General features: G+C 37.9%; 7 protein-coding genes and 1 pseudogene. 4 read left to right on the top strand and 4 right to left on the bottom strand.

What is annotated here, in order from left to right; all coding sequences use genetic code 11:
• Positions 1 to 494 precede the first annotated feature (494 nt).
• Positions 495 to 1,610: pseudogene (locus EVJ23_RS13465) on the top strand (IS3 family transposase).
• Positions 1,611 to 1,726: 116 nt separating this feature from the next.
• Here EVJ23_RS13465 and EVJ23_RS13460 read toward each other — a convergent pair.
• The 4 genes from EVJ23_RS13460 to EVJ23_RS13445 all read right to left on the bottom strand — a co-directional run bounded on the left by EVJ23_RS13460 (position 1,727) and on the right by EVJ23_RS13445 (position 8,155).
• Positions 1,727 to 2,740, bottom strand: a complete 1,014-nt coding sequence (locus tag EVJ23_RS13460; protein ID WP_131466393.1) for an HNH endonuclease — start codon at positions 2,738 to 2,740, stop codon at positions 1,727 to 1,729.
• A 349-nt stretch (positions 2,741 to 3,089) separates the two neighbouring features.
• Positions 3,090 to 3,818: a protein NO VEIN domain-containing protein gene (locus EVJ23_RS13455; RefSeq protein ID WP_131466391.1), complete on the bottom strand. Its 729-nt coding sequence runs from the start codon at positions 3,816 to 3,818 to the stop codon at positions 3,090 to 3,092.
• A gap of 27 nt (positions 3,819 to 3,845) precedes the next feature.
• A complete protein-coding gene (locus tag EVJ23_RS13450; protein ID WP_131466389.1) occupies positions 3,846 to 5,654 on the bottom strand; it encodes an ankyrin repeat domain-containing protein in 1,809 nt (602 codons plus the stop codon).
• A gap of 14 nt (positions 5,655 to 5,668) precedes the next feature.
• Positions 5,669 to 8,155, bottom strand: coding sequence for a DEAD/DEAH box helicase (locus EVJ23_RS13445; protein WP_131466387.1), 2,487 nt, complete (start codon positions 8,153 to 8,155; stop codon positions 5,669 to 5,671).
• Positions 8,156 to 8,603: 448 nt separating this feature from the next.
• Between EVJ23_RS13445 and EVJ23_RS13440 the strand changes: the two genes are divergently transcribed.
• From EVJ23_RS13440 to EVJ23_RS13430, 3 genes are all read left to right on the top strand, one after another.
• Complete coding sequence (locus EVJ23_RS13440) at positions 8,604 to 9,350, top strand: hypothetical protein (RefSeq protein WP_131466385.1); 747 nt, start codon at positions 8,604 to 8,606, stop codon at positions 9,348 to 9,350.
• Between the two features lie 622 nt (positions 9,351 to 9,972).
• On the top strand, positions 9,973 to 11,940 hold the full coding sequence (locus EVJ23_RS13435; RefSeq protein WP_131466383.1) for an AAA family ATPase: 1,968 nt from the start codon (positions 9,973 to 9,975) through the stop codon (positions 11,938 to 11,940).
• The gene (locus EVJ23_RS13430) at positions 11,937 to 13,247 is read left to right on the top strand and encodes an HNH endonuclease family protein (RefSeq protein WP_131466381.1); all 1,311 of its coding nucleotides are present in this window, start codon (positions 11,937 to 11,939) and stop codon (positions 13,245 to 13,247) included. Before EVJ23_RS13435 ends, EVJ23_RS13430 begins: the two co-directional genes overlap by 4 nt.
• Positions 13,248 to 13,255 lie beyond the last annotated feature (8 nt).

Genomic DNA, 13,255 nt, shown 5'->3' with positions numbered 1-13,255 from the left:
TTGGTGTGCCTTTCCGTCTTTTTAACGAACGTTAAACGCACAAATAACTAACTCAAAAAAATACTAACCAGAACAGTTTCAAACAGCCGTTCGTCTTTTATATCAAACGTTCATTTTCTAATTCTTTTATCAATGTATGTATTTCCTTATAGTTAATAGGTAAACAAACAATGAGTGAAGTTGAATACGCTTGGCTCTCAACCGAAAATCAAAATTTAAATTCCCAATTTGACGAACCAGAAAAACTCATTGCTATTTTTTAAAAAGAAAGTGTCTAGATCATCTTCGTGCGAGCGATACTTCAGTCGTTCGGAAACTAGATCGTCTTGGTCTGACAACTCCAATCCACTCTAGTTAGCGGACGACTTAGAGAGAAGAAAAATTAATCTTCAAATTCTCGTGCTCGGGATAAATACGAGTACTACATGATATGCTCCCCAATAGGTAGACAGATGAAATAACAAATCTGTTTATCTATTGGGAAGTGTTTTTTTATGGCGAGAAGTCAGCATTCGATCGAACAAAAACTGGGTGCGCTGCGTATGATGGGAGAAGAAAAATATACTTGGAAGGAAATCATGGAGGCTCATGACGTCTCTGAGTATACCCTCCGGGTATGGAAAGCCAAATTCGATACCAGTGGGATCAATGCGTTGAAGGAGTCGAAGACATGGAAGCTTTACAGCAAGGAACAGAAAATCGCGGCCGTCCGTGACTATCTCGATGGGTTCACTAAAATGGAGGTTCTCTCCAAACATCAAATCAGTGATTGGTCTGTTCTTCGGGAATGGATTAAGCAGTATACTAGTCATAGCGAGTTAACAGATTCGAGAAAAGGGATGAATCGAGCTATGACAAAAGGGAGAAAGACCACATTCGAGGAACGGATTGAAATCGTCAGGTACTGCCTGGAGAATGGACGGAACTATCAACGAACGGCCGGGATATTCGCCGTGTCTTACCAGCAGGTCTATGGCTGGACGAAAAAATATGATACCGACGGTGTGCATGGACTCGAGGACCGGCGCGGACGGACGAAGTCAGAAGAGGAACTCAACGCAAAAAAGCTAGAACGTCGCATCCAACAGATCGAGCGTGAGAACGAGCGCCTGCGGGCCGAAAATTCAGTGCGCCCCGACCGGACGAGAAATGGTGTACCGACGTCACCGAGTTCAAATATGGTGCCGGGAAGAAGTCATATCTGAGCGCGATCATCGATCTGTACGACGGCTCGATCGTCGCCTATCGTATCGGGCAATGGGCTCGTCTTTCATACGATGAGGCCAGCCATAGCGGGGCTCCGTACTGGAGCGAGTCCAATGATCCATAGTAACCGAGGGTTCCAATATACTTCGAGAGGATTCAAACGCATGGTAGAAGACGTGGGACTGACCCACAGCATGTCCCGGGTCGGACATTGTCTTGACAACGCCCCGATTGAGGGTTTTTGGGGTACCTTGAAAGTGGAGATGTACTACTTGCATGAGTTCCAGGCCTATAGCGAACTCACGTCGGCCATCGAGACCTATATATCGTTCTACAACCACGATCGTCTTCAGAAACGACTAAATGGCTTGAGCCCTGTCGAATACAGGTCTCAAGCCGCCTAGGCTGGTTTTCATTATTTATCCTGTCTACTTGACAGGGAGCAGTTCATCTTTGTAGGGTTTATTTATCATTACTTTTATGAAAATTTACAAAATCAAGTTACGATAAAAAACGAAATTCAATAATAACTCAAAATTTTATCGATTTGCCATTCAATTCCGACGCCTTTCAATCTCTCAACACGTTTTTCATAAAGTTTTTTAACTAATTCATGTCGAAACTCTTTTTTAGCATGATGAATGGCCCTATGACAGTTTGGACAAAGGCTTACAATATTACTTTGAGTATCTAAATCGTTAGAATGTTCTTCCTGAGCCCTCATTGGGATAAGATGATGTGCTTCCATATATTGATGATTTCCTTTAGCATGCACAAAACTCGCATGCGATTTCTCCAGTTCGCATTTGTATTCCGCTTGACGTATGGCATCTGCTCCTATTTTAGGATCTCGTGACCAAGCGGTAGCTCCTTTTTTCGTCACTTTATTTCTTCGTCCTCTTCCACCTTTAATTTCTTTTTTTGCATCCTCCAAATTCTCGTCTGTGTTGACGTCATCTTGATATTCGTCTTGCTCATCATTATCATCACCGGGAACGAAGGAAATATTGTCTAAAGAGCCAATTAATTCATCTAGGCTTTGAAACCCTGTAATCCTCAAAATCTCTTTTTTCTCCAAGTTCATAACACTCTGAAGACGTTGAGGCTTAAAATTTTTATCAAACTCAAAATTATTTATAAAATCTAAGAGACTGATTTTAATTTTTTTTATATTTTTAAGCAAAATTAAATATTCAAAGACCTCGTCATGTTTATTATGTTTAGAATTCCACAGTGCATTTGCTATTTCTGAATCATAGTGAGTATCGATAATTGTTCCATAATAGACAAACTCCTCAGAACTATAAAAAATCACCCTATCATTGGGCTTCATTTTTTTCCAAGTATCTTTCCTGCCAGGTGTCGAACCCCATAGATTGACATGTTCTTCGCTTTTCTCAATTTGAAGTAATCTTTCCTTGAGATCATCAGAGAATTTTTCAAGGTACTTTCTGTAATCAAATGTTTGTTTAATAGTTTGCTCGAGGTGTTCCTGAGAAGCTTTGTTACTAGCCGGTAGAATAAATAAATTCATACTAGAATAACCCCCTAAAAGTTTTTCAATTATCACTAAATAGGAATAAGTAATTATTGATTAATTTTTACATTAAAAAGATTATATAAATTAAAATTAACCAATATATAGATTATAATTGATTGGAATTAAATTAACCTATTTTAGAAAAATAATTGATTTTGTCAAACATCAAATAAAATCATCAGAACAAAATAATTTATTAGAATAACTAGATAATTTTAAATCTTTGTTGCTTCATATATATGTTTGAAGAATTACGGTTAGAACGAGACAGAGTTTGAAGAATAATCATATCCCTGCATGAGAAGAAGAGAAGTACTCACTAGAGCGCTTCTCTTCTTACTTACTAAATATCCAAATCTTTTTCCCGAATGCCCCAACTTACATTTATCACAGTAGAGATTCTTTTCTCGGCTCTGAATATCGAAACCGGATTAGGATGAACTTGAATCGAAGGATTCCCGAGCAAACAATTTTTCACAATCACGAGATAATAATTTTCTTTTTTGTCTCGTGCAACCGACCACTCTTTATCCGTGAACTGGATTCCCCCAGAGTCAGTGGCAATTCCTTTCACTTCAAAAACACTTTCCGAGTCCTTCAAACCAAAATCATATCCACATCCAAAATCACGTGTATCAATCAAACTTTCGTTCGGGTAGTGGGTAGCAAACCAATTAGAAAAATATTCTTCTGCTTTTTTCCCTGTGACTCCCCTGGTAGTATACGTTCGATTTGAAGCGCTTCTGCTTAAAATATCCTCGAGGATAGGATCCATCTGATTATTCATAATATCTTTTACAATTTCTCTCAGACTCTCCTCACTCAGATGATCAAACTGATCAATCACCTGAAGACTAGTATCATTAAGCTCCCTTTTGTGCCAACCCACCCGATGATTGAAAAGAGGATCAAAATCATCTCTACGATTGTTCACGCTATTGGGCTTATATCCAAGTCGTTTCCCAATGTCACGATAGGCCTCACTAAAACTTTTGAATCCTAGATTTTTAACCGCCTCACGATTATATTTTGCTAGATAAAAAGAAACAATTGATAGTTCTTTCCTCTTCATCAAATCTTCTCCCGTCCTATGAAAAGCTCATTTGCCCTCAATTTCATTAGTCAACAAGCTGAGCTGATTACGGTTGATGGCATTCTTACTTTTCCGTCCTAAAATCTCAATCATAGTAATGATATTTTGTTTTACTTCATACGGAATAGAATCAGTATTTTCATTGAGGTATACCTTCAGTTCATTATGAACAGGTTTTATGTGATAGATTTTAAGACTTTTACCAACCGGAAGCTCTTTCACCACATTTAAAATATTTTGTAATGATGAATCGATGACATATGTTTCTGTATGACTTGCTTTCGTTCTAGAGGCTCTAACCGTGTCAACATTCAATGGACTACTTGTTTGATTACCTTTAGATTTATTTTTTGAGATTTCAAGGGCTATATCTTTTCCAAGGGACATATCTGTCACACCAAGTTGACCTGCCTTATAGTACAAATGAATCGCACGCGAAATGTCTTTCTCTACTCCTTTTCCATAAAAAAGGCAGTTAGCAAGTTCTAATATCCCTTTCCGGTTTCCCTCTTCTGCTGCAATCCCATAAAGTCTCGGGATTTCCTCTTGATTTATTTTGTAAAGCTCATAGATGCCTGCCAGAGTGACACATGCAGGCGAAAACCGGCGCTCCACAAGATCATCGAGAAAGACTTTAGCAATATTCTTTTTGTTGGTATCAAACCATATGCATGCGAGAATATACCTTCCCAAATCCGTAGAATTTTTATTATCGGCTGAATACTGCATAATCACCTCATCAAAATCAGAAATGCGGAAATAATGTAGTGCAAAAGCTAATCCTATAGCCTCAGGAGTCTCTGCCCTATTCAATACTTCTCTTGCGGTCTCTTTGTCCATCTCATTACTTAGGCCTGCCATCATCGCAAGCTCTAATAACTCGTTTTCTTTGATATGTACTTTATTGTATAATTCTCGAATCCAACCGTGCCATTCTGAATTTTCTATCGCTCTTCTTCTAATCAAGTTGGCCGTATGTAAATCGAATTCTGCCTTCACCTCAGAGGCGCTAGTTTCTTCAGCTGGGAATCGTTTTGCATGATTCTTGATTAACGGCCGGCATGTCGATTCTTGCAACAATAGTCGTACCAATTCAACCTGTGATAACCTAGAGGCAATATGTAGGGCGGTGTCACCATTGTCATTCCGGCGATTCACATTTGCACCGTAAGATAAAAGGAGTTCTGCTATTTTGACGTTTTTCGCCCCGATAGCCAGGTGCAAGAGTCCGTTTCCCTTTTCATCACCTGCATTTATCTCGTTCCCATAGAGAATCCAATTTTCCAATGCCTCATAGTCCCCTTTCTCGATATAAAGCACTGCTTGTTTGATGACATCTCTTTCATCATTTTGTTTAAGAATAGCGGAAAGATTGATGTGGCCAGCCTCTCTTGCCTTTATCGATGGGGTCTTGCGATATATATCTTGTAGTTTAGGATTTGCACCGAATGAGAGAAGATACTTCACGATTTTTTGATTTCCTCTATGCGCTGCATGAAACAGGGGTGACCATTTATCTTTGTCAACTTTATTTGGATTAGCACCATAGCTTAATAGTAATCTAACCAGCTCTTCTGATTCATTCCATGCGGCCGCCATCAGAGGAGTCATACCATCTGACTCAGCCTGAATGTTTGGGTCTGCCCCATGATCGAGTAAAGTCCTCACAATTGTAGAATCATTGATTGTGACAGCCATATGAAGCGGAGGAGAAAGAAAATCTTTCTGCTCCTCAAAAAAATTGTCAACATCATTTTCTATATATTGATGAATCTCCTCATTCATTCTTCCCATGATTAATAAGTTTAAATTCATTTTAAAGACCCCTTTTATGATTTGATAAGCTTCAATGCCTGCGCATGTCTGACGTGATTATTGGTTCGTGAAAAGAAGATTCGAGCTTTTTCTAATATCTGAGGGTCGTTCGAATTGTCATCCAATAATTTAATGAAACATTCCTCTAATTGATCCTCAAGACCAGCTTTTTCAAAGCGATGGATTGCCTCCCGATAATGTTTACGTTGTAGACATAACAATCCTGCACCTCGATAGTTTCCTACCCTATCTAAAGCCCTGACTTTAAACGTGTCGCGTTCTTTTGCGTAATATTGTCCACGTGATGTAGTGATCCCTTCGGTGAACGCCGCATCATTTAATGTGGATGCTATTTCATCGAATCGACCAGCATGGTCATATGCAGACACCGCATAATCGTACTCTTCTAAAAAACGAAACAGCGCACCTGCCTCATCAAAATCACCATTTCTCATCAAAAGATGGGCCTTAGCTAATTGTTTCAATCTGTTCAGTTTTAAGTTGCCTTCTAAATCTAGACGATCTAAGCACTCGACACATCGGTCATATTGTTCCATATCGAAAAAATCCATGGCGTGCTTGACCCAGGTACCATCAATCGAATTGGGAGACCCGGAATTCTTTTTCTCATTCAATAGATGTTCGACGTCTACTGTTTCAAAAAAACGGATTGGATGTATATTCTGTTCAGACCAAAAATGGTTCTCAAACGGCTCAAAAATATAGACATTTTGTAGTGCTCGAGTCAATGCCACATAAAGTCTACGAATCTGTGTGAGGATGAATAAAGAATCCTTTTGGTCTAGAGGACCATCGATTTGCTTCAGTTTGTGCCATTTGGACTTGTAGGATGCTGACATGTTCCACATCCATACCTCATCAAATTCTAAACCTTTCGCCTCAAAAGGCATCAGCACAAGCGGTATCGGCAAGTTAGATCTATGGCATATTTCCTTCAACCTAAATTCAGTTTCCTCATTTGGAACAATGATTACAGTTTGACCATCACCCTGATTACTCAACACCTTCAAAATGGGTTCCTCATCGCCATGTAAATGAATCGCCTCATCGCCATTCAACGGAGAGTGTACATCTTGTGGAGTATATCCCTTGATTCCAAACTGTTTTTGCATCGTGAACATGGACTCTCCCAATCTCGCGATTGGATTAGGATTTCTAAAGTTTACAAGAAGCTTTTCCTCGTGGATATCATGAGAGTTCAAATGGTTCTGTAGTTGCCTTTTTAGTCCTGCCCAAGAAAAGTGACTCTCTGTCAATATTTGCTTGGCGTCTCCAGAGAACAAAAATGCCCCTTTACGACCCGGCTTCAACAATTCTAGGGTCAGAAGGATTTTTCCGAAGCTAAAGTCCTGGATTTCATCGCCAACTAAAAAGTCGTACCTTGATAAATTCCCATGATTCAAGGCATTGAAAATCAAATCATTGATGTCACAATAAAACTTAGATTGTTTCAAAGAAATGTACCATTCATGTATGCTCCAGATCAGTTCGCGATCTTCATAGAATAGCGGAGCCTCATGTTTCGGCAACGTCATATACTCGCTTTTGGAAAGATGATGGTTTTCGGGCATACCTAGTGATCCTATGACAGAAATGATTTCCTGATATACGAGCCGCACATCTAATTTCCTGAAACGATGGTTTCCTCTCTGGAGATTGAAGAATTCTGCGGCAAATCCGGACTCATTCAAAAAATGAACGTATCTATCCAAAGTATATGGAGTCATAAGACTGCGGAAAGAGTGAAAATCTGTGGCGTCCACGATGGCCTGTCCGTTATCTCGCCCAAGACATAGGTGAAGGAATTGTTCTTTTATCTCCCCTACAAGTCGTTCACTTTCTGTGAAGTATAAGAATCTCGAAGTTGGATTGTATTGGAGCAGTTGTTCGGCCTCGAGAATCAAGCGATAAACAGAAACCGTAGATTTTCCACTCCCAGCTCCACCCGACAGTAATAGAGGTAATGGTGTATACAGGACCCTTTCTTGTTCCGGCAACAACTTGACCTTTAAAGATAGAGATGACGGTGCTTCTGTTTCAAGTAATTTCAAAAGATCATCTTCTTCTATAACTTGAAATCTCGTATCGTCAAACAAAGAAAATAATCTATATACCTGTTCTTCTGGAATTTCAAAATCCGCCTCTGTCTCTGCTCTCGTCAGTGAATCAATAGAAATTGAAGCTGAAATCCCAAAGGCACTATTCTTTGCTCTCAAATTCACCTCATCATGAATGACATACATATAATGGATATGAATGTTGTCAGCGTTAAAAATGAACAACATACGATCTCCAGAATTCAATCGTGCCTCGTATAAATGCTCATAGCCTTTCAACTTCTTTACCCGAGTCCCGCCTTTCCACTGACCCAGCCGTAACCTCTCCATCGTATCGATTACTTCTACGTATAATTTTTTATTTCTTAGAGATAATTCATCAAGCTGTTTCTTTGCACGTTTTGTGATATGAAGTTTATACATTATCGAGCACCTTTCTCGATTAAAAGGAAATCTATATTTAATCAACCGTTTTGTATGAAAATGATTTGATAGTTTTATTACAAATAATGGTTTTACATTAATCTTTTCACCGATGTCCTTCCTGACTCCTTCTTTATTCCCGTTAAAGTGTAAAATTGATGAGTAATAGATATTTAAATAATCTATAATTGACTCGAAAGTACTGAGAATATTAATTATGATGGTATATCATGATGTAATAGCCATTGAAAGCGCCAGATTCGGCTTAAGTGTTTGTCATTTAGTGAGTTATAAATTATTACACGCACACCAAGCTTCTAATTTGGAGCTGTATATAAAAAAATCTCGGTTCAATGAAAAATAGAAATCTCATATACATTTCGACGTCGAAGTGTATACACAATTTTTCAAACCTTTGATACATACTACAAACAAAGAGGAGACCATCATGCAATCAAGTGAAACCAAAGTGACGTCTTATCGCGTCTCTCAAGAAGTGAAAGAAAACATTCAACGACTGATGGAGCAACGTCAGCTATCGACGAATCAACTGTTCGAAGAATTGCTGATTTTAGCAGAAAAGAATGCTCCAGACCCATTAATCAAAGAAGAAGACGCAGTTCTTGAGGCTTCGCTGAAACAAATCATCGCTCTTTTTAATGAACGTGCGACCCGTCTTGAGGTGCAAAAGAAAGAACATACCCTTATCAATTCTCGATACAAAAAGACAATCCAGGACCTTGAAGAGAATGTGATTTTGGAGACGGAGCAGCTCAGAGAGAAATATGATCAAAAAGTTGAATCACATGAAATTGAGTTGGTTGAATTAAAACATCAGATATCTCAATTGCTCATCGATAAACAGTCGATCAAAGATATAAGTGAATCTGAACGTGAATCATTTAAAGAAGAATTAAAAAATCATAAGAAAGAGATTTTTACTTTGGAGGAAAATTTAAAGAGGCTTGAGGATGAACGCAAGCAACTCTATCGTCAAAATCAAAGCCTTATGGACTCCGTCGACGATTTTAAAGTTCGAGTACGACGGATTGAACAGCTGGAAGAGGAGAATCAAAAATTACATCTTGAAGTACAGCTTTTAAGAAGGGAAAAAGAAGATTTTAATGACCGTCTGAAGGAACAAGTAGAACTAGCTGTCCTTCGTGAAAGAAACAATAATCGAGAAGGAGATTAAATGAAACAGTCTGTCATCATTAGATATAATTTTGGCAGACTTTTCTTCTAATTTCACTTTAGACTGATACCGATACGCACATGCCTCTATTTTACACCTACTAAGTGAACAACCCTTAAATAGAAATCATTAATGCGTACACTTTAAACTAGAAATTAATAATGAAAGTGAACTTTAACTAATCTCATCACTTATGCCAAATTCTATATCCTATCCGGACCATCAGTAGATTTAGCCACTCAATGCAAAGTAAGTCGCCCTCTAATCCTATATCTGCTTCTTTCACTGAATCTTCGAAGCGGAAGAGCTATGATCTAACCGAACATATCTCACCTTTTAAAACCTTAAATCCCCCCACTATAATGCGATAGGAAATCAAATATAGTTCTTGATTGGATAATCGAGCATACATCTGTCTAATCATTCGAAGCACATAACAACTTCTTTTTTATCGAATAGGAGGTTGTCTTTTTAACTTTAAATTCTAAATAAGTGATTCTACAGTTCTTTAATCATCTTCTATCTATAAAGAAACTTATTAAATTTTCCCACAAAAACCATTACGAGTATATAATTTCAATTAGAAGGTATAAATAATGGATTATAAGGATGATGAAATAATATGAAGCTAGTTTATTTGTTGAAAAGAAATAAGTTTACAAGGGCCATTGAAGAGTTCAAACTTCAAGATTTACTAGATATCTCTCTCGAACAAAACAGTAGAGCGCAAAATACTTATACATTAAACATCCGGCAGTTTAGGCACGATGTCCAAAGAGTTGACTCTTTTCTTCATGAGGAGACCCCAAATATAAAAGCTGTGAATGTGATTGTAGGAGATAACGGTAGCGGTAAGACTACACTCCTAAAAAATATCAAAATTTTTTTAGATTTCGAAAACCATGACCGTTGGGAAGATTCATTCCTAGGGATCTTCTATGATGCAGAAGAAGATATCGTTTATCATTACGCAACATCTGAAGATGTTGGTATTTCAGTAAAGAACACAAACAAAGCATATACAGTCAAGCAGGCAGATAAAAAGAAACTTGAACACCATGTTTCTCCAGGGAGCATCATTTATTTGACTGATACATTAAATAAAAATGAATTTTTTAAGAATCGAAACATAACATCTAAGTTAGTAACTGATAAAACAGTCGGCAAACTGATTCAGGAGTCTTCAACAAAATCTGCTGATAGTGATCGTATAGCATTCAGTAATCCTATCACTATATTTTTCAATTCGGAGATGGAAAAACAAGTACAATTGCTAAATGCGATTCATCATAAAAGAATTGAAATTGACCTTACACAACCGAAATCAGTCCAGGTTGATTTTGATGATGACCTTTTAACTTTTAATTTAGAGACGACATTAGATACCCTTATGCCAAAACGTGATTCGAGAAAGAGCGGAATTCAAATTCGGCGTGTACGAAATAATATTCGAACTCTACTTAAAACTGAAAAGAAGCATTTAAAGTTCTTTGCGTGTTGGAACGAGCACTTGATTCTCTATTTCGTATATCAATCATTTTCAACGCTCCTTTCAAATGACTACATCAACTTGGACGAAAAAGTGGACGAGTTCTTCAATTCTGTAGAAGAGATTAGTTTAGATACGGAAAATGAGAAATCTAAATTTGAAAGTTTAGCATTCCAAACAATAAATATTTTTAAAAATACTTTCGATACTTCAGACCTAGGCCCAATCTCCTCTGATTATATGAAAATAATTAATGACTTGAATGAACCTTTTTATTTTATTCAAAATCCCCACGGAAAAAAATCATATATTGCCGAACTAGAAGACGAAGAAAAGGCAAAGGAGTTCTTCAGATTCTGTGACTTATATTTTACATACGTCTCTACGGTGCCTTTCATCCGTCTGGATTGGGAGATGAGTACGGGTGAAGTAAATCGCATGAACCTTTACTCACTACTCTATGAAGTAAGTTTAGGATTTTTTAAACCGAATTCGAGTGATAATAAACGCGATATTTGGATTTTAATAGACGAGGCCGCCAGCTCACTTCATCCAAAGTGGCAAGCCCAATACTTGGAGATGCTGACCAACACTACACAAAAAATTTTCCCAAAGCAGAAAGTCCAGTTTTTTTTGACGACACATTCTCCCATCATTCTGTCAGATGTTCCTCATCACAATGTTTTATATCTTTCTGACAAAAAAGACATAGGCACTACAAAAAATAAAAAAGATAAGCGGACATTTGGAGAGAATATATATTCGTTGTTCTCTGATTCTTTCTTTCTAAACCAGGTCGCAGGCAGTCTTTCTTTGGATACTTTTAGCAGAATAGAAAAAAAACTTATAGAATTAAAGGAATCTATGTACTATGGAGAGTCATTAGAAAAGCTAGAGACGATTCAAGCCATTGTCAATATTATCGGGGAAGACGTGGTTAGATTCAATTTTCAGGATAAAATCGACGCGTTGGTGCAACATAGATCTAGTAACAGGGTTAATGAATCAAGAAATTTGTTCGACTCCATGACTAACATCGAACGCGAAGAATTAATCAGGTACATCTTAAGTTCTAGCGACAAGGGGGGAACCCCACAGTGATTAAACTGACATACAAAGAAAGCACAGAAAAAAGACACTTTGCCTACCTGCTTCAAGATCTCGATGAGAGGTTGACGATGGGAGGAAAGAAGTACAAATTACACGTGCTCAGCAAGGAAGCTGAAACGAATCTCATTCAAGCAATGGCATATCCTCACAACAGTGCAATGTTTAAATTGAGGTTTTATCTCGAACAAATAGGATTCTACGCATATATTAAAGAAAACCTAAAAAAGATTGCAGTCGGAAAACCTTCCGAATTACGTAAACTAGAAGAGGAATTATCGAAAAATTTTATCCTTCTAATGAAGATTTTAGAACTTCGCGAATACGATACTGGATTCAGCAACCATTTATACGAGTTGTTCGGTTATGAGAGATTCAAAACCGGTTCTTTGTTTGATCTCTTAAAATCAGCAGCAAAGGAGCGGGCAAACGTTCCACAACCTACCAAATTCACGTTAAAATATCGTCAATACTTCCGAGAAGTTCTGTACGACTCATTACCTGGTAGGAGGAAAGACATAGATGCAGTTCTCGATGACAAAAAGTGTCCGACATTGGTAGAGTTCGAGAAAGCATTTATAAATATCCCAGATATCCACATGACACTCATGAATGTGAAGAAATCAAAAATTTTTGAGCAGGGATGGAGTGACTATGCACTTGTCATGGATAGCAAGGTGACGGTCTGCCCTTATTGTAATCGTCAATATGTGACACCGTTCTTGTCGAGCAGCGGCAGGGTTCGTGCAGATTTGGATCACTTTTTTTCAAAGCGAAGATACCCATATTTCTCGATGTCTTTATATAATCTCGTACCTTCATGTAAACAATGCAATCAGTCCCTAAAGGGAGAAAAACAATTCCCATTTGACAGCCTACATCCATTCGAGGATGACATGCACTCCCACTTTAGTTTCAGGGCACTTCCGAATCACATTGAAAAAAACATCATAATTGATATTGAGATGATAGATTCGACTTCTTCAAACATTTCAGAATACGTTGACATGTTTAAGTTGAGGCCTCTTTATGGCTATCATGTTAACCATGTAGAGGAAATCATCAAGAAAAAGATGATGTATCCGGACAAGTATCTTAAATTGTTACTCTCCTCGTCAAACTTTCAAGATATTGAAGAACTTAAGTCATTTGTCGTTGGCTACGTGGTTGACGAAGATAAAATCAATTCCGAACCTTTAAGCAAACTACGTAGGGACATTGCCGTACAGATGGGGTTTATCCCCAACAAGACCGTGTTGGACCAAACTTTAATAGAGGGACTTAGAAAGTTAATCAAATAAAAAGTCAT

The organism is Exiguobacterium sp. SH1S1 (assembly GCF_004337245.1).
Lineage (GTDB): Bacteria > Bacillota > Bacilli > Exiguobacteriales > Exiguobacteriaceae > Exiguobacterium > Exiguobacterium aurantiacum_A.
This window is presented reverse-complemented; position numbering and strand designations above follow the sequence as displayed.

Coding starts and splice junctions, on each gene's coding strand:
- EVJ23_RS13450 (WP_131466389.1), bottom strand. CDS start 5,654: ATGAATTTAAACTTATTAATCATGGGAAGAATGAATGAGGAGATTCAT.
- EVJ23_RS13460 (WP_131466393.1), bottom strand. CDS start 2,740: ATGAATTTATTTATTCTACCGGCTAGTAACAAAGCTTCTCAGGAACAC.
- EVJ23_RS13435 (WP_131466383.1), top strand. CDS start 9,973: ATGAAGCTAGTTTATTTGTTGAAAAGAAATAAGTTTACAAGGGCCATT.
- EVJ23_RS13440 (WP_131466385.1), top strand. CDS start 8,604: ATGCAATCAAGTGAAACCAAAGTGACGTCTTATCGCGTCTCTCAAGAA.
- EVJ23_RS13445 (WP_131466387.1), bottom strand. CDS start 8,155: ATGTATAAACTTCATATCACAAAACGTGCAAAGAAACAGCTTGATGAA.
- EVJ23_RS13455 (WP_131466391.1), bottom strand. CDS start 3,818: ATGAAGAGGAAAGAACTATCAATTGTTTCTTTTTATCTAGCAAAATAT.